Raw genomic sequence first — 26,285 nt, 5'->3', positions numbered from 1 at the left:
CCTTTCTCCACTATTATGCTTATTCCTTTACTTGTATTTCTTTTGTTAACCGTATATCATCTGATGAACTGCCGATTTGCAGTTGAATGCGGTCCGGTTCTACCGTGAAGGCTTTCTTTACTTCATTCCAATACGCTAAATCCTTTGCGTGTAGCTGTAAGCTGACTGTTTTTGTTTTTCCCGGTTGAATCGTTATTCTTTCAAAGCCTTTTAATTCCTTTTTAGGGCGTTGTACTTCCGAATGCAAATGACGGACGTACAGTTGTGCTACTTCATCACCCGCACGTTTTCCGGTATTGGTAATGTCGAAGGAAACGGTCAGCGGTTTTCCAGCTTGTATATTATCTGAATTGACTGTCAAGTTGCTGTATTTAAAAGTGGTGTAGCTCAATCCAAATCCGAATGGATAGAGTGGTTTTCCCTTGAAATACATGTAGGTCCTGCCTTTCCGGATATCGTAGTCGAGGCGGGGAGGAAGCTGGGAAATAGCCAGCGGCCAGGTTTGCACCAGTCGTCCACCCGGATTGAAATCGCCGAACAGGACCGAAGCCAGTGCGCTTCCTTCTTCCTGACTACAATGCGTCATGTGTAGAATGGCCGGCACATTGTGTTCTGTCCAGTTAATGGCATACGGAAAACTACTGACGAGTACCACGATAGTTTTCGGGTTCACCCGATGGATTTGCTTAATTAATTCTTCGTCTTCCAGATTAATGGATTTGCGGTCAACCGCCTCTTTTCCGTAACTGGGTTTGGTGACTTTCGCCCAGCCTGCATCGCCGGTAGGATGGTTCCCAACTACTACGATGGCATAGTCGGCTGCTTTGGCCAAATCGACAGCTTGGTTATTGGCATTGTCTTCAGCATAGCTAACGCGAATACTGTCGCCAACGCGGCTGCGAATGCCATCCAGTGGTGTAATAGTGTAGGGAGGCGTTCCTCCATACCAATCGCCGAGAACTTCGTTGGCGAAACGCCCAATTACAGCAATCGATCTGGTTTTTCCAGTCTGAAGGGGCAACATCTGGTTCTCGTTTTTCAGTAAAACGATGGATTTCTGTGTTACCAGTTTGACCAGGTCCTTATTCTTTTGACTCTTCCAGGGAGCGGGTTCTCCGTTTCGTCCAATATGGGTATATGGATTGTCGTTCGGTGGATCTAGTAATCCGAGTTTGATCATTACCCGGAAATTACCCCGAATAACACTGTCGATATCGGCTTCGGTCAAAAGTTTGTCTTTCAGGGCAGCCCGAATCGCATCAGCATAATTGTCTAAAAACTGGTTGATGCCGGCTTTTACTGCCTCGGCTGCTCCTTCTTCCAGATCGGGATAATATTTGTGATCCGTAATCAGCAATTTCAATGCACCGCCATCGGTACAGATGATGCCTTTTTGTCCCCATTCCTTCACGGTTACGTTTTTCAGCACCGGATTAACCATCATAGGGATTTCATTCCACGAGTTATAAGCTGCCATGTAAGCCTGGCTTCCTCCGTCTTCAATTCCCATTCTGAAGGGAACGGAATAGTATTCGCGAAACAGTCGTTCGTTGAAGTTGGAAGATGACCATGTTCGTTCATCTTCGTTGCTGTTGGCTAGGAAATGCTTCATCAGCGAAGCCGTCAGCCAGTATTTGTGATTGTTGCCCTGAAGGCCTTTTACGAAGGCGGTGACCATTGTTCCGTTAAAGAATGGATCTTCGCCATAGCACTCTTCGGTGCGTCCCCAGCGCGGATCGCGGCCCAGATCGGCATTAGGAGCGCGAACCACCAAACCTTTGCTTTTGTAATTTGGATTTTGAAAAAGATATCGGGTTTCGTACCCTTCAACGGCTGCTACTTTTTTTAGCAGCGCCGGATCCCAGGTTTCGGCCAGACCGTAAGCCTGCGGAAAAGTCGTGGTGGGAGTAGGGGTGGCATATTTTCCCCATTTCGCCGGTCCGCCCATGGAGACGCCGTGCAGGCCTTCTACGTGAGTGGCTCCTTTAATTCCCAGTCGGGGAATGCTGGGATCGGTACTCAGGCAGCTGATTTTCTCATCCAGTGTCATGAGCGATAGAATGTTGTCTATTCGTTTTTCTACCGGAAGGTTGGGATTTTGGAATGGATACTTGTACTGGGCATGTGCTTTTCCGATTCCTGCCTGCAAGAGTCCAATGAGCAGGAGTATTGTGATGAGATGTGATTTCATTGTGAACCGGTTCTTATTGGGATAGAAAGCAAAGATGTTGTAAAGGAAATTTGTACAAAAAAGAACCACCAGCCATGAAAAACTCACGGCTGGTGGATAAGCATTTATTTATTCTTCTTGATGAAAGAGGTATAAGATTCAACTTTGAAAGTTGTTTTGCCTTCCAGTGGATTGCTATCGAGTTTGTAATTTTTACCGTCAGCTGAGAGCACTACTTTATGCAGTTTGTTGTCCGAAGGCAGGCAAACGAGTCCTGAAGCTTTGCTGTTATGCGTATTGAAAACTTCCAGTTCCAGTTTCGACCAATCCATGTATTTGGTTGACTGCGCCAGCTTGATGTGTGGAATGACGGCGCCATCGCGAACCAGCATGACTACAGGAATCTGTCCGGCCTCGATGTGATGCCATCCGCCTTCATAAGCTTTCCCGGTTTGGTAATCGATCCATTCACCTTTTGGCAGATAGACATCGCGTCCGGTTTCATCTTCGAACAGCGGAGCAACCAGGATGTCGGAACCGAAGAGGTATTCGTTATCGACTAACCACGAACCAGCGTCGTGCGGATATTCTACGAAAAGCGCGCGGACCATCGGCAGTCCTTTTTCGGTACATTCTTTCGCTTGCGCGTATATATAAGGCATCAGGCGGTAACGCATGTTATCCGCTCTGCGGAATGCATCTTCGAAGTCTTTTCCATATGCCCATGGTTCTTTCGGAGGCGCTCCGTGACAACGGCTGTGCGAGCTCAGCAAACCAAACGGCAACCAGCGGCGATACAGGTCTTCCGGTGTTTTCTGAACAAATCCGCCGATATCATGACTCCAGAAGGCAAATCCGGACAATCCGAAGGACAAACCTGCACGAAGTTCAGAAGCCATAGCGGTGTTGCTGTTAGCTGCATCGCCACCCCAGTGCAACGGGTAACGCTGACTTCCGGCCCAGGTACTGCGTGCCCAAATGATGTCATCACCGGTAATCTCTTTCGTGATATCGTGAGCGGCTTTATTGTAGCGCAGCGGATAGAGGTTGTGCTCGTAAAAGCCTGTACGTCCGTTGTGGTAAATACCATTTAACGGGGCAGCTTCACCAAAGTCAACTTTAATGGCACTCACGCCCATTTTTAGCAGGCCAGCCAGTTTGTCCTGGTACCATTTTACGGTTTCAGGATTGGTGAAATCGAGCGTTGCATCTTCAAAAGGAGGATTACCTTTTGCATCTTTCACATATAATCCTTTTTTAACGATTTCCGGGAAGAGTGTGTTCTTTGGAACGAAATAAGGCAACTGCCACAAACTGATGCGGAAACCATTATCTTTCAGGTCGCTGATCATTTTTTTAGGAGATGAGAAACGCGACGGAGAAAATTTATAGTCACAACGCCAATCGGTTTCGAACCAGCCGGTATCGAAGTGAATCACATCAGCCGGAATTTTATCCTTACGGAGATGTTCGGTTACTTCGTAACCCTGTTTTTCTGAATCATAAGTAATCCGGCTCATCCACAGACCAAATGACCACAGCGGAGGCATGGGCGATTTTCCGGTTAGGTCGGTATACTGATCGAGAATGTCTTTCGGTTCGCCGAGAAAGATAAACAGGTCTAGTTGATCATCACCAATCATCAGGGTATTTACTCCACGGAAGGAAGCACCAAAATCGCAGGTAATGGGTGTGGAAGTGTGCATAAACATACCGTAACCCCGGCTACTCATGAAGAATGGAATCGGTTTGTATTCCGCTTCATTCTGGGTACCGTTGGCATCGTCGGTGTACAGCACAACCCGCTGACCACGCTTATTGAAGTTGGTGAATGATTCACCACAGCCAAATATTTTTTCATTCGGCGAAAGCGTAAACGAAGCCGCTACACTGCGTGAATAATCGGATGAACGACGGACAAACGAGAATGGGACGATGGGAGTGTAAGTATCGGTATTGTCCGAAGGACTGTCGGTTTGCGTTAACAATTTACCTGAAGCATCATAAATTTTGATGTGCCATGGGTTTTGCTCCACGACAACGGAACCATAAGCGCTGCTGTATTTATAACCATTGTCGATTTTGGTATACTTCCATGTGCCTGGTTTGGCTTCAGGAGCTACGCCATTGACCAGCATCAGTGATTTACCTTCCGGTTTGGCCACAAAGCCGGTATTCATCCGGATACGAATAGTACGGGCCGAAACAAATCCGATTGAGAAGGGCAGGTGTGGATTGGCTTCATATTCTCTGCCCGGAAACTCATTGCCCGGAGCGGGTTGCAGAAATGCCAGCATATTGTCGAAAGCCTGGCGCGTTTTGTAAACGTTGCGCTGCCATTCGACTGTTCCTTTTCCGGTAGCCGGATCGAACTTGGTCAAGCTGTCTGCGACAAAGTAAGTATTCTTAAAATTGTAGAAATCGGGACTGATGTCCACTGGCGAATTGAGCAATCCGTTCTGCGACTTCAGAGATTGGGCTACCGTTGGTTGGCTGAAGGTTGCCAAAACCAAGGCGGCCGCCGCAATTAGAGTCGAACGAATGCCTAAATGTGGTTTGTTCCTTTTCATTTGTTTATTGATTGTTTGTTAGTCAAATGAAACTCGTCAACGGCTGATGTTTCAGTGCTGTTTTTTACCGTGGTTTGTTTCATAGAAATGAGTGATACTTTGCTATTTATTTTATGATTATTCTGTTTCTACTGTGCTGTTAAGGTTGCTTTGGCATCGGGAAGTCCGTCAGCCGAAGCTGTCAGTTCGATGTTACCCGTTTTCCCATCCGACTGAAGCACCACAAGGCATTTCCCGTTAAAGGCATGGCGATAATTGGCTTTGAACGGCTCATGACTGATTTGGCTTCCATTATCTACACCGGCAACGAAAGCATCTCCACTTACATTAAAGTGAACCAGGTTATCGGCATGTGGTACCAATGTTCCGTTCTGATCGACCACGTTGACGGTTACAAATGCCAGATCTTTTCCATCGGCATGGATTAGCGGCCTATCGACTGATAGTTGCAATTTGGCTGGCGCACCAGCTGTTTGAATCTCTTTGGTCAGAATTACCTTTCCATCTTTTTTGCCAACGGCTTTCAGTATTCCGGGTTCATAGGTGAGACGCCACATCAGGTGTAGTTTATCACCTGTTTTCTTTCTGACTCCCATGGATTTTCCGTTTAGGAAAAGCTCCACTTCATCGCAATTGGTATAGGCCCAAACATCGATGGTTTGTCCCTTTTTCCAGTTCCAGTGCGGGAAAATATGTAGCACCGGTTTATTGGTCCATTCACTCTGATAGAGGTAGTATGCATCTTTCGGGAAACCGGCTAAATCGACAATACCGAAATATGAGCTTCGTGCCGGCCATGTATAAGGTGTCGGTTCTCCCAAATAATCAAATCCTGTCCAGATAAATTGTCCCGAAAGGAAACCGTATTTCTCAATGAGTTTGAGTGTTTCTTCGTGCGTCGAACCCCATGGTGCATGGCAGTTATCGTACGAAGAACAGGTGTAATCCGGATTTCCTTTTTCCGGAAGATCCCACCTTTTGGGCCACAGCCTGATGCTGTCTGACGGCATATCGTAACTACCTCTTGTTTGCAGCGCTGATACCGTTTCGGTAGCAATGAATTTTTGCCCTGGGAACGAATCCGGGAAGCTGGCATACAACTGATGATGGTAGTTGTAACCAATCAGGTCGAGAGCGCCGGATTTGATGATAGAGTTGCTCGGTTGCGGGTCGTTGCAGGCGGAAGTGATGGGACGGGTTGTATCGTATTGATGAACAATATCAGCCAGTTCACGCGCAATGCTGGTTCCGGTAGAATCCCATTGCTCCAGAATTTCGTTACCAATGCTCCAAATCATCACACTGGGATGATTGCGGTCGCGGAGAATCTGATCGGTCAAATCCTGCTTGTGCCACTTGTCCCAATCCAGAGAGTAATCATATTTTGTTTTCGCTTTTTTCCACATGTCGAAGGCTTCATCCATGACAATGAAACCCATTTTGTCACACAGGTTCAGCAATTCCGGAGCCGGAGGATTGTGGGAAGTACGGATGGCGTTGACACCGGCATCCTTTAAAATTTCCAGCTGTCGCTGAATAGCCCGGGTATTGATGGCTGCTCCCAGGCATCCCAAATCGTGGTGCATGCAAACGCCGTTGATTTTCATCGAAACACCATTCAAAGAGAATCCTTTATTCACATCGAATTTGAAATACCGAATGCCAAACGGTACGGTTTTATCATCGATGGTTTTGTTGTCGCTGACAACCTGCGAAACACTTTTGTAGAGAGTAGGCGAGTCAATCGACCATAATTCAGGCTGCTGAACGTGGAATTGCTGTTCAAAAGAAGCTGTTTCACCCGCTGCAATTTCTTTTTGGTTGTTAGTCTCTCCGACAGCCGTTCCATTTTTATTATAAATGGTGGTCTGGAGAGTAATTTTTTTCGATTCCTTTGAATCGTTGGTAACCTGTGTGGTAACCTGCACCAATGCATTTTCGTTACTCACTTCAGGTGTCGTGATGTGTGTTCCCCAATGGGAGATATGAACCGGGGAGGTGAGTTCGAGGCGAACATTCCGGTAAATGCCGGAGCCGCTGTACCAACGGGAGTTGGGTTGATTGGAATTGTCCACTTTGACAGCAATGAGGTTGGTGCTGTCGCCAAAATGTACATAAGGAGTTAAATCGTATTGGAAAGAGATATATCCGTTTGGGCGTTTGCCAAGATAGTGGCCATTGATCCAAATCTCCGAATTGTGATAAATGCCATCGAAATCGATGTAAACCATTTTCCCGGCATCTTTTTTCGAGAGAGAGAAGGTTTTGCGGTACCAGCCGATTCCGCCCGGAAGGGCACCACCACCAACACCGGCCGGGTTGTTTTTACCGAATTTACCTTCAATGCTCCAGTCGTGAGGTAAGTTTAATGTTCTCCAATTGCTGTCATCAAATGCTATTTCATTAGCGCCAATCGTATCACCCAATTGAAATTTCCAGGCATTATCAAAATCCTGAACCTCGCGAATTGGTTGAAGTTGTGACCTGGATTGTTCACAGCTGCTTAGCAAGAACAACATGGAAGCCAGAAGAAAGAAGGTGTAAGTTGTTTTCATTATGATTAAATACTCGAAGGTTTAATTGTAAAAAGTACTATAACTTATTCAATAAACCTAAGCGCACCTCCGTCAAATTTGGGAGGTAATGCAACTGTGATTTTATTACCAGATCGTTGATGGAGTTAATGAACTGGTAAAATCCGGGAGGGCAAAGTGCCCTTCCCGGATTAAACTGCTACTTGTGATGAGACTAATGTGAATCGTAATAGTCTTTGGTAATATAGTTGTAGATTATCCAGTTATCCGCATCTTTGTATGCTATGAGCTGCAAGTGATCTTTTCCAATTGATTTAACTTTCATTTTAGCGAACCAATTGGCTACATTATCGCCTTGTCCATGTCCATGTAAAACTTGCGCACCATAGGTAATTAGCTCACTTTTTCCTGGAAACAACATAAATTTCCCGGTTCCTGAAAGCTCGGGGAACATTTTGTTGTCAGAAGTGAAATTTGCATTCCCTATCAAATCAAAAGTCATGGTACCGTAATCTCCGGCCGGAATATTTGCCCAGGGGATGTCTGTCCATGCGGGATCCCATTCCCATCCTGTACCACCAAAATAAACGGGACTTTGAAAGTATTTACTTACACCATTAGCATCCAGATCCAGTACCCATGTTTTAGATTTATCCATACCTCCGGTAAGATAAATCCACATTGAATCACTTACGTAGGCTGCGTCTATAGTAGTTACATCAAAAACATAGGGATCGGCAGTGACAATACCTCCAGGGCTTTCAACACTATAGTATATAGTGTCTTTTCCGGGGAAAGGAATGTCAATTGTGTCGGTCAACCTTGTACTGGTACCAACAGGAGTTACCCAGTAAGGCTGCGCATTTGGAGTTTCACTGTTTAATACAAATATGTTCGGATTTGAAGCGTCTTGTGTTACAGTGAATAGCAAATCGCTTTTGGAGAGCATTGGGCCAAGCTCGTATTTATCCGGTGTGCAGGCCGAAAACAGCAAGGTTAATCCCAATAACGTATATAAGATTTTGAATTTATTTTTCATTGTATTCTGTTTTAATGATCCGTTATTCTTACCAACCTGCATTTTGTTTCAATGTACCTGATGAAAGAGTAATCTGGTCATTTGGTATTTGCTGAAATCCATTGGTTGCTTTGATGTTCGCTTCCAGCTGTGAGGCACTGGGAGGTGTTCCACCATCATTCAGGTAGGAAATAGATGTATTTTCTGCAATTGTCTTAGCTGCTTTATCGATTCCCTGACGAAGCAAATCCCAGTAGCGAATACCTTCGCCTGTAAACTCCAGACGACGCTGTGCCATGATCATATCCTCGTTAACCGCGGTGGCCGGAGTAGCTGAAGAGTCAGCTCTTTCCAAAACCTGGTTGTAATACGAAACAGCATTGGAACTTCCCAATTCAGCTGCCATCAGCAACACATCAGAATAGCGGATAGCGAAATAATCCTGGTATTGACCTATCTGGAAGTCTGTGACAACTGACGTTCCGCTTGAATCACAAACCGGACTATGCTTCTTCAGGAAATACCCGGTGTATTCCCGGTTTTTGTCTGCTTTGGAATAATCCGGAAATTCTTCTGAAATATTGATGATGGAGGCGAACCGGCGACTATCGTCCGCACTAAAGGTATTGTACAACTTCGGGTCTACTGTGCAAGCTCCCCACCCGTACTGGTATGGGAAATGTGACTCTTCCCGTATTCCTTCCATCACCATCCAGGTATTACCTGTAATGTTGCCGTTGTAGTCACCGGTCGACGAGTACTTGATGGAGAAAACCACCTCGGGATTGTCTTCGCCTGCATAGGTAACACCCTTTGCTAACGATGCTGCCGGCCACAGGGTCGTATAATCGCTTACCAGACTGTGCCCGCTATTGGCAATCACGTCTTCAACGGCTGTTAAAGCTGTTTGAGCTGTTTCGCCGCCAATGGAGTTCTTGCCGTAGTATCCGCTGTAGAACAGGTAAACCCTTGCTAACAGTGATTCAGCAGCCCATTTGGTTACTCTTCCACTCGTTACATTAGCATAATTGGTAGAAGGAAGATTGTTAACGGCGAAGCGCAAATCTTTCATTATCTGTGTGTAGGTTGAATCTGGCTCAGCTTGTGCTACATTATCTAAAGTTGGAGTCGTAACTAGAGGAACTCTTTCCCATAGACGCGCCATGTCAAAGTAGCAGAAAGCACGGATGAATCGGGCTTCTGATTCGTATTGATTTTTCAGTGCCGTACTGTCGCTCCAATCAACTTGATCGATTTTGTCAATCAGGGTATTACATCGGTAAATAGCCTGATAGTAGTGCTTCCATGTATTACTATAGATGGATACATCGGAAGGAGATACTGATTTATCAAATTCATCCAACAATTGATAGCCGTATCCATCCGATGCGCCGGTACCACCCAAACAGTTATCAGAGAGGACTTCAGATACGACCGGAAAAGCATTGCTTCCATTCCATAGCAGATCCAACCCGTTGTAACACCCTACCAATGCAGTATAAGCGTCAGAAGGCGTTTGGTAGTATGACTCGCTGGTTTTCTTGGCATCGGTCAGTTCCGATGTCAGGAACTTATCGCACGAATTGAAGGAAATCATGGCAATTAGTGCAATAACCAAAATTCTGTATTTTTTCATTTTCATGTCTTCTTATTGGTTTAGAATTTAATATTCACACCGACCATGTATGTTTTCGGGCGTGGATAGAAACCCAGGTCTACACCCTGTCCAAAGGAATATGTGCCGTTTGCGTCATCCGCTGAATAACCCACCTCCGGGTCCATACCGTTGTACTTGGTGAATGTGAACAGGTTTTGAGCTGCAACGTAGAAGTGGAACTCACTCAGGTTATTCCATTTGATAACTTTGGCAAGGTCGTATCCCAACGATATGTTGGAAACCCGTAAATAGCTTCCATCGTGGATGTACAAATCGGAAAATTTTACCCAGTTGACATTGTTTTGTGTTACACGTGGCATCCGGTTGGAGGTTCCTTCTCCATGCCAGCGGGTTAAGATTTCGCTGGTCCAGTTGTCATATGAGTTGGCAGTGCTCCGGTACGATTGAGCAATTTTGTTTCCGGCTACGCCATTCGTTGTTACCGAGAAATCTACATTCTTATAATTGCATGAGAAACTCAGACCAAACACTTCGTGCGGGTTCGGATCGCCGATATTGGTTTTGTCATCTGCGGTGATTTCTCCGTCTCCGTTCAGATCGACGTATTTTACATCACCAGGCTGTGCATTCGGCTGAAGAACTGCTCCATGGCTGGTGTAGTTCTGTACATCGGCTTCATTTTGGAATACACCAGCTGTTTTATAGCCCCAGAAGTATCCAATGGGGTTTCCGGCAGAAGCACGGAAGAATTCAGGTGCATTGGTGAAAAGAGAGTTCGTACCACCGTGAATAATACCATCTTCGGTAGGAATGTTATTGACTTCGTTTTTGTTGTAGGCAAATGAGCCGCTAACATTATAATGGAAGTCTTTACCGATTTGGTTGTTATAGGATAACTGAATCTCAACTCCCTTATTGGTTACATCACCGCCGTTGATATAAGGGTTGGTGGCGACTCCGGCGGTTGCCAGCAACGGAGCAGCGATTAGCCAGTTTTTCGTGGTTTTATTATAAAAATCCACATTCAGGCTCATCCTGTTGTTCAGGAATTGCGCATCAAACCCCAGGTCGGTTTGGTAGGAAGTCTCCCACTGGGTATTCTCCACACCAATGGTAGAGGGATAGGAGCCCGGTGTTAGGGTACTGTTGTCATTACCAAAGTTGTACTGGGCGTTATCCAGTTTGATTAGCGAAAGGTAGTTGAAGGCAGAAATAGCGTCGTTACCATTGGTACCCCAGCTACCGCGTATTTTCAGAAAGTTGATAACATTTTTGGTCGACTCCATGAAAGGTGCGTTGCTCATTACCCAGCCCAATGATACCGATGGGAAATAACCCCACTGATGTCCTTTGGCAAACATCGTGGAACCATCGGCACGGAACACAACCGATGCCAGGTAGGTTTCTTTGTAGTCATAATTGATACGGCCAAAGAACGACTCCTGTGCATAAACTGCATTTTGGTTTCCTGTCAGTGAGATAGAGTGCGTTACCGTTTGTGCATCGGCCGCATCGCTGCTAGGACTCATGGTAATGGTGGTCACTTCAGAGTTACTAAGATAGGCACGATCGAAGTTTCCAAACAACGTTGTTCCTTTGTTTGAACCATACATCCAGCTTCCGGTGTACTTGCGAACGGACATACCACCGAGGATGTCGAATTTGTGGTCGTTCAAACTGAAATTGTAATTCACGGTGTTGTCCCAGTTCCAGGTATAGCCTTGTGAGCCATTCTGTGTAATGGTTTCGTAATCGTTGTACGAATAGACTGAAAGATGTCCGTAGGCAGGCAAATAACTGTGGCTTGCCGAAGAAGAATAGTTCAAACCGAAAGTCGTTTTCAGCTTCAGATTCTTTACGGGCTCCAGTTCAGCATATACGTCACCTACCAATGTTTGGGTTTTGGTTTCGCTTTTGTTCGTGAGTACCATCATGGCATACGGGTTCACTTCACCGTCGTACCAAACGCCGCCGTTGTAAACGGTTTCGTCCTGACTGTTCAGGAAATTTCCGTCAGGACCATACATGGCCAGCAGCGGAGAAGTGCCGAAAGCACCACGGAAACTGTTGTTGTATATATTCCCGTCCTTAATTCCTTTTTGGTTTTTAAATGAGAAGGTCAGGTGTTCACCAACTTTCAACTTGTTGTTGTATAGTTTACGCTCGGTATTGGCGCGGAAGTTATAACGGTCGTAATTCGATATTTTTGAACCACCTACGATACCACCCTGACTGGTGTACGAAAGTCCCAGCGAGTAAGTAGAAACATCGGTTCCTCCGCTGGCGGATAAATCGTAGTTCTCTGTCGGTACATTCGACGAAAACATTTCGTCCATCCAGTTGGTACCGGTTCCCAGCGCATTGATCTGTTCTTGTGTGAAGAGGGGACCCTTACCGGAGTTGATGGCCGCCTCATTTTGCATGGTAGCATATTCCTGTGCGTTCAGCAAATCAACTTTGCGAGGAACATTTTGCAGACCGTAATAGGCATCGAAGGTGACATGGCCACCTTTTCTGCCGGAGGCACTTCCGCCTTTGGTGGTAATCAATACAACGCCGTTGGCACCGTTTACCCCGTAGATGGCGCAGGAAGCAGCATCTTTCAAAATATCAATTGTAGCGATGTCAGAGTTGTTGAGGTAAGTGATGTCGTTGGTAATAACACCGTCGACAACATACAACGGACTGGAATTACCAATGGTACCTACACCACGGATGTTTACTTTGAAACCTCCGCCGGGTTGACCTGAAGTAGAGGTGATGTTTACACCGGCAGCTTGTCCCTGCAATGCTTGTAAAGCATTAGGTGCGTTTAACTTCTGTAGGTTATCTCCTTCTACCGAGGCGGTTGCGCCGGTCACCAGTTTCTTTTTCTGAACACCGTAACCAATCACCACCACTTCGTCCAGTCCTTTAATATCCTGTTTCATGGTGATGGTCACCGATGTCTTTCCGTTTAACGGGATGGTTTGCGTGGTGTATCCGATAAATGAAACTTCGAGGACATCGGTCGGTTTTGCCTGCAATGTAAAATGACCATCGATGTTGGATACAGTACCCGTTGACGTGCCTTTTATCACAATGGTAGCGCCCGGAATGGGTGAACCATCGTCTGCACCCACTACGGTTCCGTTGATGGTTGTCAGCTGATTTTGGGCAAAGCCCGGAACGACAAGGAACACCAACGTCAGGACTGCCATGATTCGTGCTATTTGAATCATTTGTTTCCGAAATAAGAAGAATCGTGTCAGCGACTTTCTTATGAGTTGTTCATTCTTCATAGGTTTATTTGTTTTGTTGAAAAAAGGGTGTAAAACAAGTTCTCACCGAAAACTCAACTGTTTCCGGTTTCTATATAATCGTTTGTGAATGTCTGTTGCAGAATTTTTTGTATCCGGCTGTAGATGCAGGCGATTTGGTTGATAATAGCAGACAAATACTGGTTGCCGGATGAAAAACTGGGGGTGTGGTAGTGCACAACGTATGGTGCTGTTTCCCGGAAGGAATTTGTGGGTACGACCAGGCACGCATATACATTCCTGTTTGCATTGTCGTGCAGCTTATGCAGGTTCGGATTGAAACTTTTCATATGACCCAGTTAGTTGATTGCCGCGCTTATATCCCGTTGCGACAAAATTGTTACTGACGAATGTATCGATTCGTACTGTCGGCCATAGGATTGGTTTGTTTCTGTGTGGGGTGTTAAATGTTAACCATGGGAGACATTTGTAAGGAAAAAGGGGAGAAATGTTAATGGTATGACCAATTGTGGCATTTCTAACGGGCGTCAGAATAGATGTTTTTATGCGTAGGAGAATTTATTATACATATGAGGTGAAAGGTGCCAGGAAAATATTATCCGTTAACCTGGTGTTTAGTTTAGAATCATTTTAATGAAAATATTCATTAAATTAGATAATGATTTATCATAGTACACTGTTTCCCCATATGACAGTGATTTTGCCAACCGACCAGGATACGAAAGCAGGCGATTCATAAGGCAAATCTTCGTGAGAGAGTAGAATGGATTTTTGGATGCAGTAGTACCATAGAATATAATTGCGACCAGGGATGATGCATCCTTTCTTTAACCAAACCAACAGAAATAACACTTTTTATTTAATAACCTCTAATAATCTAACAATGAAAATCACTCGCAATTACAAGTACAAAGACGTTGAAATGTTAATGGCTGCTGAAACCATTGTTCAGTCGCTAAGTGACAACCTGGTTGACCTGTCGGTTGCCCGAACCAACTGGGATGAGGCATATGTTACAGCAACTGCTACCCAAATCGATAATGCCATCGAAAACTATCTGGGGAAAGATGCCAAGCTCGATTTGCGCCAGGCAACAGCGCAGGTAACCGCAGTTCAGGCGCCGGCGCTGCGCGACCTCTCTTTCCTGAAAAGACAAATTGAGGTTGATTTTGGTGCCGGAGCAGCTGCGATGTTGAAGAATCTGGGATTTACTACCTACCTGAAAAGTGCCCGGAAGGGAAACCAGGAATCCTTGATCGAGTTGCTGTATGCCTTCAAACAAGGCTTAACCGCTGAAATCAGGGCGCAGATAGTAGCCAAGGGAACCAGCGAGGCACTGCTCGATCGGATTGTTGGTTATGCCGATCAGTTGAAAGCAGCCAACATATCGCAGGAAACCCTGAAAGCTACAACCAAAGAGGTCACCGAAGAAGCCATCACCGTTTTTAATGAGATTTACAAGGAAGTAATTGGTATCTGCAAAATTGCTTCTTCTTTTTATAAAGACGATAAACTGAAAAAAGAACAGTTCACATTCAGCAAAGTGGTGGCCCGCATGAGCGCCGCCCGAAAAGTCGCCGAAGAACCGGTGGAATAGGTTTAGTTAAATTGGTCATTGGTGGAAATCCCTCTTCGGAGGGATTTTTTTATGAAATATTCATCTGCTTTTAATTGGTCTGGTATAAACATAAAAATTCAAATGTTATCTATCCATTTCCTTCATAGCTCACAGATAAAATGGTATTTTTAAAATTTTAAAATAGGGAATTGAAAAACAAAATATGGCCAAAAAGAAAGCAAACGGAAACGGAAAGGAAAAGAGCATCGAAGAGTCGTTGTGGAGCTCGGCGAATAAATTGAGAGGAAGTGTAGAGCCTGCCGAATACAAACACGTGGTGTTAGGATTGATTTTTCTGAAGTTTACCAGTGATAAATTTGAAGAGCACCGAAAGAAGTTAATTGCAGACGGGAAAAAGAAGTATATAGAAATGCCTGACTTCTATAACATGAGCAACGTCTTTTTCTTGGACGAGGTATCGCGGTGGTCTTATATCATGGAGAATGCCAAGCAAAACGATATAGCCTTGAAAATTGACACAGCCCTCCATAACATCGAGAAAAATAACAAAGTGCTGAAAGGAGCGCTGCCCGATAACTACTTCTCCCGGCTTGGTTTGGATACGTCGAAACTAAGTGCACTGCTCGATACCATCAACGATATCGAAACCAACAAGGATAAAGCACACGATATCGTAGGGCGCGTATATGAGTATTTTCTTTCGAAGTTTGCGTTGGCTGAAGGAAAGGGTAAAGGGGAATTCTATACGCCCAAGAGTATTGTCAATCTGATTACCGAAATGATTGAACCCTACCGTGGCATTATTTATGACCCGGCTTGTGGTTCCGGAGGTATGTTTGTGCAATCGGTAAAGTTTATCGAAAGCCACCACGGAAACAAGAAAGAGGTCTCCATTTACGGACAGGAATACACCAATACAACCTACAAGCTGGCTAAAATGAACCTGGCTATCCGGGGAATTTCAGCGAACCTCGGCGAGAAAGCCGCCAATACCTTTGCCGACGATCAGCACAAGGATCTGAAAGCTGATTTCATCATGGCTAATCCGCCGTTTAATCAAAAAGACTGGCGGGGCGTGAATGAACTGACCGACGATCCTCGCTGGCGTGGTTATGAGGTACCGCCCAAAAGCAACGCCAATTATGGATGGATTTTGAACATGGTTTCCAAATTATCCGATGATGGTGTGGCGGGTTTTATCCTGGCCAATGGTGCATTAAGTGGAGGTGGAGATGAATACAAGATTCGACGGAAACTTGTAGAGAACCGATTAGTAGAAGCGATTCTGATTTTACCGCGCAATTTGTTTTATACCACCGATATCAGCGTAACACTATGGATTCTCAATAAGAACAAGAAAAAACAATCCCGACAGATAGGAGAAGAAGCTCGTCAATATCGTGAGCGAGAAAAGGAGATTCTGTTTATGGATTTACGACAAATGGGAATACCTTTTGAAAAAAAGTATACCCAATTCTCCGAAGATGATATCAGAACGGTTGTGGATACCTATCATCAATGGCAAACGGATGGAATTGATAATATTCCCGAATTCTGTTATTCCGCTACATTGGAAGAAGTAGAGAAGAAGGACTTTTCCCTGGTTCCCAGTAAATACATCGAGTTTGTCAACCGGGATGAAAACATCGACTTCGATGAGAAGATGAAAAATCTGCAGTCTGAAATTTCCGATTTATTAAGAGCAGAAGAGAAATCAAAAGTAGATTTATTGAAAGTTTTTAAGGATTTGGGCTATGAAATCAATATTTCAGAGTAATGGAGGATTTTGTTGACAGAAGTAGGATTATCGGATTACTGGAAGATAAAATCAAGTATAAAGCATTGAAATTACCTTCCCGCATTGGTATTCATATTGACAACAAAGTTCTTTACATATCGCTTAACGCATATCAGAACCCAAAAGGTGAAACAGTCTTTCCATGCACATTAAATATGCAGAAAGATGAAGCTGCTTTTGAGGGGTGGGGTATTGTTTTGAAACATCACTTGGACCAATATATCGATAAAGTTATTTTGAGTTGGGATATTTCCGGAGAAATAGCCGATAGTCAAAGACTTCATTATAATCGGTTTCTGTATCGTGTGGTACGTTTCAGCCAGTTGTTTTCTTGGTTTGAAACCGATAAACTAAATGGCAAGGAACTCATTGACTTTGAAGAACGGTTTAGAGAGCTGAATGTAAATACGGCTTTAAATGTAGCTTCTGAGGTAATCAAAACAAGTGCAGGAGAGAAACAAATCGAGTACAATCAGCAGAATCTTGAATACATTAGAAAATATTTTGAGTTAGAGGTTGTCAATCATCAATTACCGGTAGGAGTGAAACAGAATGGCAAAGGCTTCTTTACCGGACGTGCCAGTGCTATTGATATCTGGGGAATTGACCGGCAGGATAACCTGAATATTTTTGAGCTTAAATACGGCAATAAAATGGTCGGAATAATCTCCGAACTGCTCTTTTATTCGGAGGTCATGTATGATTTGTTTATTTCCGATCAAATTGGCAAGCCTCATAAAGTAAAAAATATTCGGGATGCTGAAAAACTGTATCAAAATGAGAGGTTAAAAATCAGAACTGTTAAATCGTACTTTTTGTTCGATGAGATTCATCCATTGGTGGTCGGTGTAACAGCACTCTTAAATACCAATGAGTTTGGAATCAGGTTTTTCAATGTTCAGTACAAATTGAAGAAAGATAGCTTTCAGTTTGAGAGACTTTATTATAAAGGAGGCTTCCAAATGGAAGAGGAAATCAAACAGGCAGCTTTTCGATTCAATAGTAAAATCAAAGGGTATGATTATTTTCTGAACAAAGGAGAGCAAAATTTGCATGAAAGTATTAGGGAGCAAATGGTACAATACTTCCAAAAGAATAAAATCGCATGGTGGACATTCAATCATTCAAAACACAAACCAACAACCCATCTGGTTTCCTCCCAAATTCAATGCCTGAATTTCCTCTTTGTAATACGAAAGGACAAAAACGCTGTTCTCCGGTTGGCTCAACTGTTCGATTCTGAAATAGATGAGGTGTATCCTGCTATTTCGGACAAGGACCCGGGTTACATCGCTTTTGAGTTTACGTACGAAAACGGCAAACTATTAAACGAATCGGATGCCGGAGCCAGGCGGGGAGAATACTGTACTTCGGTAGATGCTTTCATTATAGCGCGACGACACGGAAAGAAGGTGCTTATTCCAATAGAATGGAAATACACTGAGCATTACCTAAAGGGAGAGAATAAGGCATTGGAATTATCGAAAGGGGAAACGCGTCAAAAGCGTTACAATGGTTTAATCACATCATCCCGGCAGTTAAGGACACTCCCCGATCTGGCCAAATCCGTTTACTATTACGAACCATTTTATGAGTTAATGCGCCAGACGCTACTGGTAGAGCGGATGGTTGATAAGGGGGTGGGCGATGATTTTCTGCACATCTTGATTGTATCAGTCAGAAACAGAGATTTGTTAGGTAAGAACTCTGTACTGGCAGATGCTTTGCCAACGAGATGGACCAAGTGCCTTTCCGATTCTGCGAAATTCAAAATCGTCGACAGCATGCTGATTCTGGAATTGTTGGAAAATGAACCCTTTTATTCAGAACTAGTGGGGTATTTAAAATTACGCTATTAAAAAGAAAGAATGATACAGCCGAAATATCAGCCATTGGGAAAATATATACGTGAAGTAAACATTCGAAATAAGGAGTTGAAAGTTAAAAGGCTTCTGGGGGTAAGTATTCAGAAAATGTTTATGCCTTCCATTGCTAATACAGTTGGCACGAATATGGCCAACTATAAAATTGTTAAAAGAAATCAGTTTGCTTATGGTCCAGTTACTTCACGGAACGGGGATAAGATTTCAGTTGCTTTGTTGGAGGAGTATGATGAGGTCATCATATCCCAGGCATATACGTCATTTGAAATAATACAACCTGAGTTGCTCCATCCCGAGTACCTGATGATGTGGTTTCGACGGCCGGAATTTGACAGGTTTGCTCGTTTTATGAGCCATGGTAGTACAAGAGAAGTTTTTGGATGGGAAGAAATGTGTAACGTTTATCTTCCCATTCCCTCTCCCGAAAAACAACGTGAAATAGTGTCCGAGTACAATACCGTGAAAAACCGGATTACCTTGAACAACCAAATTATCCAAAAACTCGAAGAAACCGCACAGACTATATACAAGCAGTGGTTCGTCGATTTTGAATTTCCCATTTCCGCTAAGCAGGCCGCCGCTATGGGGCAACCCGAATTGGAAGGCAAGCCCTACAAATCCAGTGGCGGCAAAATGGTGTACAACGAAGAATTGGGTAAGGAAATTCCAGAGGGATGGTCTAATAGTGAATTGGAGGAAATTTGCAGAAAGATTGGAAGTGGGGCTACACCAAAGGGAGGAAAAAAAAGTTATCAAAAGGGAGGTATTTCCTTAATCAGAAGCACAAATATTCATGATTATCGGTTTTCGGAAGATAACCTTGCTTTTTTAAATGCAAAACAGGCTGAAGAACTCAAAAATGCAGTTGTTGAGTCCAAAGATATTTTGCTTAATATTACTGGTGTTTCAGTTGCCCGGTGTGCAATTGTTCCTGATTATGTACTTCCTGCAAGAGTTAATCAGCATGTGATGATCATACGCCCTAAAAGCGGATTGAATATAAATTTTTATTTGGAGTTTTTCTTGTGTAGTTCAGAGTCGAAGTCGAAACTTCTGGGAATAAGCCAGGCTGGATCGACCAGAGAGGCAATTACTAAATCTGACGTTGAAAAGTTTCAAGTAGTGATTCCCTCTAAAGTATTGTTGAGAAAGTTTCAATCTTTAGTAAGTGAACTTTTTGAAATTACTTACATCAAGAGAAGAGAAATAAATAATTTAGTTTCTCTAAAAGAACTGTTGTATTCCAAGCTTGTAACCATAGAAAACTAAAAGTTATGATGGTCGACAAAATATCAATGCTCAAAGCTAATACATTAGAATTACACTATTGGTTCAACGATGAATCGCATACGATGGATGCTTTGATCCAGAATAGATGTGAGTATGAATTACTAGGTATTTTAAAGGAAGTGGCATCGGTATTTAATGTCGAGGTTCGCATTGAAACTGAACCCTTCGCTGATGGCGGATTGCGTAGGTGGTTTCAATTTGGTGCAATTGATCCGGGTAAAAAAGCAACTATCAAAATAGCATTAATTACGGCTCTGGTTACCGGCGTTGTGGTTACACCTATTACAACGACAATTAGTACAGTTACGAATCACTTAATTGAAGAGATATTTGAAGACAAAGAAATAAAGGAACTCGAAAAAGAAAAATTAAAGCTTGAGATTGAAAAATTAAAAAGAGAGGCAGAAAAAAATAATCAGCGTCTTGACAACAATTATAAGTTGAAAAAGAAGAGGTCCAACTTTTATGAATATTTGAACAATTATAAAAAAGTTGACAAAGTATCGATTATTATTGAAGACAAAGCTAAGAAGCCCATCGTTCAGGAAAAATTTGTAAATAGGGCCAATTTTAATGATTTCATTATTGTAAACGATGATTTAGAGCCTATAGAGGTAGAAGATGCTGTAATCGATATTATTTCTCCTGTTTTGAAAAAAGGTCGATACATGTGGTATGGGATTTTTAAAGGAGAGTCAATTCGTTTTAATATGAAATCCAATGAATTTAAGACCTTGGTTCAGACAGGCAAAATTGAATTCAGAAATGATTCATCAATTAATTGTTGTTTGCAAATTCGTCGGAAGATAGATAGTGAAGGATTGGAAAAGATTGTTGGTTACGATGTGTTGAGGGTTAATTATTATTTCGAGGATAATAAAGCAATTGAAACTCCGGAAGGTAAGTTGCATAAACAGCGAAAAAATAGAGGTGATGATCAACTGACAATATTCTAAACTAGTGATAATTATAAATATTTGATATGAGTTTTGGAGAGAAATCGCTGTATGAGGCAGGTCAAGAAATAAAGATATATCGAGCTTCAATTAAAGACATCAAGGAATCAATTGAAGAGAAAGAAAAGAGATTAGAAGCAGAGAGTTTTTCTACCGATCATAAATATAAGTTGGGGATGGAGGAAGCGGTTAAGGAATTGAATGAAATATCGGCAATGAAGTTTCAAATTCGCATTTATGAAGAGGAAATACATCAGCGGGAACAGTATCGGAAGGTGAAATTGAATGGAGATTTGTATAAAATGAAATTAGTATTTAAACCAGTTGGGGGTAAAATCTTATTTCATTTGGATACGAAAGGCAAAGGAGGGGAAACCATTTTTGTATATGAGAACAAAAAATTGCAGAGATTTCGCCCTAAGCCATCAATGAATGAAACAAGTTGGAGTAAAGAAGGGAAGTTGATAAAGAAATCAATGATTCATCTGATTGATCAAAAATATGTGCTATATGAAAACGGCGACTTTGCGGTCTTTCCAGCCGATGATAAGCCAAATGATATACCCACTCATGAGCCCGAAAACGTGATTGGCAATGTGATGCATCTTGACTAACAATAAGTCTGACCTTATGAAATTCACCGAACAAAAACTAGAACAAACCTTCATTGAACTACTGGGGAACGAACATTATACCTACTGCCCCGGCAACACCCTGAACCGGGCCGCGGATGAGGTAATCATCCAAGAGGATTTCATTGCCTATCTGTTGTCCAAATACCGCGATGAACACCTTACCCCTACCGAAGCCCAATCCATATTGCTTCAACTAAAAACACTGCCGGCTTCCGACCTTTACGAGAGCAACAAAACCTTCATGCGCTGGCTGAGCGACGGCTTCATCCTGAAACGGGAAGACCGCAGCCAAAAGGATATTCACATCGAACTGATCGACTACAGTGGCCTGGAAGAGCAGCTGGTGAGCTCCGAATTGGATATGCTGGTGGGAGCCGACCCGGAAAATGTGTACCACACCGACCACAATAGGTATAAATTCGTCAACCAGCTCGAAATTACCGGAACCGAAAAACGTATCCCCGATGGCATTATCTACGTCAATGGATTGCCGTTGGTGGTATTCGAGTTCAAAAGCGCCATCCGCGAGGAAGCAACCATACACGACGCCTATAAGCAACTCACCGTGCGGTACCGCCGCGATATCCCTGAACTGTTTAAATACAATGCTTTTTGTATCATCAGCGACGGAGTCAATAACAAGGCCGGTTCGTTCTTTGCTTCCTACGAGTTCTTTTATGCCTGGCGGCGTATTGCCGGTTTAGCAAAGGATGTAGACGGCATCGACAGCATGTTTACCCTGATTCAGGGAATGTTCAACCAAAAACGCTTGCGCGATATCATCCGCAACTTTATCTACCTGCCCGACAGTTCGAAGAAGGATGAGAAAATAGTCTGTCGGTATCCGCAATATTATGCCGCCAATACCTTGTACGAGAGCATTAAGAAGGCTCAGAAACCGTTAGGGAATGGAAAGGGCGGTACCTATTTTGGGGCAACCGGAAGCGGTAAGAGTTTTACCATGCTTTTCCTCACCCGTTTGTTGATGAAAAGTAAGCACTTTGCCAGTCCGACTATCGTGTTGATTACCGACCGGACAGACCTCGACGATCAGTTGTCGGGACAATTCACCAATGCTAAAAAATTCATTGGCGACAATACCGTGGTCAGTGTCGAAAGTCGTGCTCATCTGCGCCAATTGCTGCAAGGAAGGCAAAGCGGCGGCGTGTTTCTGACCACGATTCATAAATTTACCGAAGACACGGAATTGCTGACCGAACGGAGCAATGTGATTTGTATCTCCGATGAGGCACACCGCAGTCAGGTCAACCTGGATCAGAAAGTGCGGGTAACCGAAAAAGGGGTAACCAAAACATTCGGTTTTGCCAAATACCTGCACGATTCACTTCCCAATGCCACGTATGTAGGCTTTACAGGTACGCCCATTGATGCAACCCTCGATGTGTTCGGCAAAGTAGTGGATGCCTATACCATGACCGAATCGGTAAAAGACGAGATAACCGTACGCATTGTGTACGAAGGCCGTGCCGCTAAAGTCGCTTTGCGTAACGGCGAACTGGAGAAGATCGAAAAATACTACGAAGAAGCCGCTGAGGCCGGCGCCAACGAATATCAGATTGAAGAAAGCAAGAAGGCAACCGCTAATCTGAATGCCATCATCGGCGACCCCGACAGGTTACAGGAGTTAGCGGAAGATTTTGTGGCACATTACGAGAAACGGGTAAGTGAAGGCTCCACCATCAAAGGCAAAACCATGTTTGTCTGCAGCAACCGCGAAATAGCTTACGAATTCTACAAAAACGTCGTCACCCACCTAAATCAACGTTTGCTGGGAGAGCAGAGCTCCAGCTCTGTAACTTCTTCCCCAGGGCTTAACAGCTCCAGCTCTGTAACTTCTTCCCCGGGGCTTCACCGCTCCAGCTCTGTAAATACACCGCAACCTTCCTCCCTCATCAACTACGCCGCCTCCTTCACCAACAACTACGGTACCCCAGAAGAGTGGCACGCCCGCAACCTTCCTCACCGCAACAGAACCGGGTTAGTTCAATTCATCACTTTCCGGCTGGCCGATAGTCTTCCTCAGGAAGTTCTCCGCAAGGTAGAAGAGGAGCTAAAAAGACTCCCGGATGGCGAGAAGAAAATTCAGAAACGAAAGCGGTATGAAAAATACCTTGATGCCGGATACGGTTGTTGTGCGTTAAATCATCACGAAATGGCCCAGGTGGTTCTGGAAGCTTTGAAGTATCACGATGGAGAAAGGTACGACCTGTTGGCATGGAGCATCATGCCCAATCATGTGCATGTCTTGATCAAAACAAGGACCGATTTGCCCAAAATAGTGCAGACCTGGAAGTCGTATACAGCGAAATGGGCATTGAAGAATAATAAAAAGTACAAATTGGGTATTTCAATAGACGCGGATCGATTCTGGATGCCGGAGTATTGGGACCGGTTTATTCGCGACGAAGACCATTTCAACAATACAATCAGGTACATACTGGAAAATCCTCAAAAAGCAAGATTGCCCGAACTGAGTACGGCAAACCGGTTCAAGGGATGTACGATAGTGAAAGAGACGAAGCAGGAGCTTCATCCGTCCCAGATAAAGATGGTGATGACCCGTGGGAAAGATGATCCGGCGGAGCTGTACAACCTGTTGGGAACGAAAGAATACCGAAAGGAACTTGACAGGCAGTTCAAGGACGAAAAATCCAGTTTCAAGGTAGCCATTGTGGTCGATATGTGGCTCACGGGGTTCGACGTTCCTTTTCTGGATACCATGTACATCGACAAACCCATCCAGCAACATAACCTCATACAAACCATTTCCAGGGTAAACCGAAGGTTTGAGGGCAAAAATAAGGGGCTGGTGGTTGACTACATCGGCATCAAAAAGCAGATGAACCTGGCATTGGCCAAATACAACAAAGGAGACCAGCAGAACTTCGAAGATATTCGGGAATCGCTGATTGTTGTGCGAAATCATCTGGATTTGTTGGCGAAACTATTCCATACGTTCGATACGACGAACTATTTCCATGGAACACCCTTGCAGCAGCTGAATGCGTTGAATCAGGCGGCTGAATTTGTTCAACGGACCAAAGAGAAAGAAACCCGGTTTATGGGCCTCGTGAAACGACTGAAGGCCGCCTATGATATTTGTACCGGTAGCGAAGAGTTAACGCAACAGGAACGGGATGAAACTCATTTCTTCCTGGCTGTTCGCTCCATCGTGTTTAAACTCACCAAAGGCGACGCCCCTGATATTGCACAGATGAACGCGCGGGTAAGGGAGATGATTAAAGATGCATTGGCCAGCGATGGGGTGGAGGAGATATTCAAATTGGGTGAAGAAAAAGATTCGGAACAAGACTTGTTCGACGAGGAGTATCTCGACAAAATCAACAAGATTAAGCTACCCAATACCAAAATAAAATTGCTGCAGCAATTGCTGGCAAAGGTGATTGGCGAAATACGCAAAGTGAACAAGGTAAAAGGCATCGATTTCTCCCGCAAGATGCAGGTACTGGTCGACCGTTACAACCAGCGGGATGAGAACGATGTTCTGCGCAGCGAGGTGTACGAAGAGATGGCGGAGCACCTGACCGATTTAATATGGGAAGCCTACCGGGAGTTTTCGGCCGGCGATGAGATGGGAATTGATTTCGAAGAAAAAGCCTTTTACGATATCCTGAAAGCCCTTTGTGTAAAGTACGATTTCAGTTATCCCGAAGATAAACTCATCGAGTTGGCAAAGTCAGTGAAAGAATTGGTGGATGCGCAGGCCAAATTCCCCGACTGGAACAAACGCGACGACATCAAATCGGCATTGAAAGTTGGATTAATCCTGTTGTTAGACGAACACGGTTATCCGCCGGTTGAGCGTGATGAAGTGTATCAGGATATCTTCGAACAAGCTGAAAACTTCAAGAAGAACCGAGCCTAATCAAGGTAGGTAACACCGGAGCCTTACTTTCTCACACCGAAGCTCATTTTCCCAAAGCGGAAGCTCTACCGACGAAGTTCGAAGCTTATTTGATCGAGGCGGAAGCTTAACTTGGCAAGTTCGAAACTCATTTGATCAAGGCGGAAGCTTTTCCGGTGAAGTTCGAAGGGAATTTGTACCAGTTCGAAGCTCGACCTTAACACTTCGAAGCGTTACCTGAACAGGCGGAAGCTTATTCTCCGCGGGCGGAAACGATTGGTCTATGATTTCCCGTTCCCGTTTTTTCCGTATTGCGACGGCGTGATGCTGAATTCGTTTTTGAACTGCCGGGTAAAGTATTTCGGGTCGTTGTAGCCTACCCGGTACGCCACTTCGCTAACGGTGAGCTGGCCCTGTTTGAGGAATTGGGCCGCGCGTTTCAACCGGATGGTACGGATGAATTCCACGGGTGTTTGCCCGGTGAGCGACGAGATTTTCTTGTAAAGGTTCACCCGGCTCATGCCCAGTTCCGAGCTCATTTCCTGTACAGAGAACTGGCTGTTGCCGATATTTTCTTCCACTAAATCAATGGCCTTCTTGATGAAGATCTCATTCAGCGAAGTAATTTCAATTTCGCTGGGACTGACATCGATTTTCTTGCGGAAGGCTTTCTGCAGTTTCCGCCGTTGTGCCAGCAGGTTTTTGATGCGCGATTCTAGCAACTCGAAATTGAATGGCTTGGTGATGTAGTCGTCGGCGCCCACATCGTAGCCTTCCATCTTCTGGTTGTCGGCCACTTTCGCGGTCAGCAGAATGACCGGGATATGAGAGGTTTCGGCCGTACTCTTGACTTTCCGGCACAGGTCGATGCCGTCCATTACCGGCATCATCACATCGCTGATAATCAAGTCGGGCAGCGATTTTGAGGCGATTTCCCAGCCGGTGTATCCGTCGCCGGCTTCCAATACCTCAAAAGTCTGTTTGAAATTGTCCTTCAGGTAAAAACGGAAATCTTCGTTGTCTTCCACCAGCAGCAATGTCAGTTTGGTATTTTTCGAGGTTCTGCCGGTTGTTTCACTTTCTTCTGC

Annotated in this window: 14 protein-coding genes and 1 pseudogene; 7 read left to right on the top strand and 8 right to left on the bottom strand. The window is 44.2% G+C overall.

The window, feature by feature from the left end; all coding sequences use genetic code 11:
* Positions 1 to 19: 19 nt before the first annotated feature.
* From T426_RS0110570 to T426_RS0110540, 7 genes are all read right to left on the bottom strand, one after another.
* Positions 20 to 2,191 (bottom strand): glycoside hydrolase family 3 C-terminal domain-containing protein, encoded by a 2,172-nt coding sequence (locus T426_RS0110570; protein ID WP_027585668.1) that lies wholly within the window; start codon positions 2,189 to 2,191, stop codon positions 20 to 22.
* A 104-nt stretch (positions 2,192 to 2,295) separates the two neighbouring features.
* Positions 2,296 to 4,740: a glycoside hydrolase family 31 protein gene (locus T426_RS0110565; protein WP_027585667.1), complete on the bottom strand. Its 2,445-nt coding sequence runs from the start codon at positions 4,738 to 4,740 to the stop codon at positions 2,296 to 2,298.
* A gap of 128 nt (positions 4,741 to 4,868) precedes the next feature.
* Entirely contained in the window at positions 4,869 to 7,295 is a 2,427-nt protein-coding gene (galB, locus tag T426_RS0110560; protein WP_036985421.1) for a beta-galactosidase GalB, read from the bottom strand.
* A gap of 193 nt (positions 7,296 to 7,488) precedes the next feature.
* Entirely contained in the window at positions 7,489 to 8,313 is an 825-nt protein-coding gene (locus T426_RS0110555; protein WP_148303763.1) for a hypothetical protein, read from the bottom strand.
* A gap of 28 nt (positions 8,314 to 8,341) precedes the next feature.
* Positions 8,342 to 9,928 (bottom strand): RagB/SusD family nutrient uptake outer membrane protein, encoded by a 1,587-nt coding sequence (locus T426_RS0110550; RefSeq protein WP_025864776.1) that lies wholly within the window; start codon positions 9,926 to 9,928, stop codon positions 8,342 to 8,344.
* A gap of 20 nt (positions 9,929 to 9,948) precedes the next feature.
* Positions 9,949 to 13,110, bottom strand: a complete 3,162-nt coding sequence (locus tag T426_RS0110545; RefSeq protein WP_211253561.1) for a SusC/RagA family TonB-linked outer membrane protein — start codon at positions 13,108 to 13,110, stop codon at positions 9,949 to 9,951.
* A 134-nt stretch (positions 13,111 to 13,244) separates the two neighbouring features.
* Positions 13,245 to 13,499 (bottom strand): hypothetical protein, encoded by a 255-nt coding sequence (locus T426_RS0110540; RefSeq protein ID WP_025864777.1) that lies wholly within the window; start codon positions 13,497 to 13,499, stop codon positions 13,245 to 13,247.
* Positions 13,500 to 14,053: 554 nt separating this feature from the next.
* On the opposite strand from T426_RS0110540, the gene T426_RS0110535 reads away from it, so the two are divergent.
* From T426_RS0110535 to T426_RS26095, 7 genes are all read left to right on the top strand, one after another.
* Entirely contained in the window at positions 14,054 to 14,767 is a 714-nt protein-coding gene (locus T426_RS0110535; RefSeq protein WP_027585664.1) for a hypothetical protein, read from the top strand.
* A 184-nt stretch (positions 14,768 to 14,951) separates the two neighbouring features.
* Complete coding sequence (locus T426_RS0110530) at positions 14,952 to 16,526, top strand: type I restriction-modification system subunit M (RefSeq protein ID WP_027585663.1); 1,575 nt, start codon at positions 14,952 to 14,954, stop codon at positions 16,524 to 16,526.
* Positions 16,526 to 18,406: a PGN_0703 family putative restriction endonuclease gene (locus T426_RS0110525; RefSeq protein WP_025864780.1), complete on the top strand. Its 1,881-nt coding sequence runs from the start codon at positions 16,526 to 16,528 to the stop codon at positions 18,404 to 18,406. The genes T426_RS0110530 and T426_RS0110525 overlap by 1 nt, the downstream gene beginning before the upstream one ends.
* 9 nt (positions 18,407 to 18,415) lie before the next feature.
* Positions 18,416 to 19,699: a restriction endonuclease subunit S gene (locus T426_RS25550; RefSeq protein WP_081782448.1), complete on the top strand. Its 1,284-nt coding sequence runs from the start codon at positions 18,416 to 18,418 to the stop codon at positions 19,697 to 19,699.
* 5 nt (positions 19,700 to 19,704) lie between these two features.
* Positions 19,705 to 20,676 (top strand): hypothetical protein, encoded by a 972-nt coding sequence (locus T426_RS23395; protein WP_025864782.1) that lies wholly within the window; start codon positions 19,705 to 19,707, stop codon positions 20,674 to 20,676.
* A 26-nt stretch (positions 20,677 to 20,702) separates the two neighbouring features.
* Positions 20,703 to 21,290 (top strand): hypothetical protein, encoded by a 588-nt coding sequence (locus tag T426_RS0110510; RefSeq protein ID WP_027585662.1) that lies wholly within the window; start codon positions 20,703 to 20,705, stop codon positions 21,288 to 21,290.
* Positions 21,291 to 21,306: 16 nt separating this feature from the next.
* On the top strand, positions 21,307 to 25,218 hold the full coding sequence (locus tag T426_RS26095; RefSeq protein WP_157604984.1) for an HsdR family type I site-specific deoxyribonuclease: 3,912 nt from the start codon (positions 21,307 to 21,309) through the stop codon (positions 25,216 to 25,218).
* 260 nt (positions 25,219 to 25,478) lie between these two features.
* Here the strand turns inward: T426_RS26095 and T426_RS26305 are convergent.
* Positions 25,479 to 26,219, bottom strand: a pseudogene (locus T426_RS26305) (response regulator transcription factor); the annotation flags it as partial.
* Positions 26,220 to 26,285 lie beyond the last annotated feature (66 nt).

Source organism: Prolixibacter bellariivorans ATCC BAA-1284 (genome assembly GCF_000621705.1).
In the GTDB taxonomy this organism is placed as follows: Bacteria; Bacteroidota; Bacteroidia; order Bacteroidales; family Prolixibacteraceae; genus Prolixibacter; species Prolixibacter bellariivorans.
Note: the sequence above shows the minus strand (reverse complement) of the source record. Positions and strands in the feature narration are given on the sequence as shown.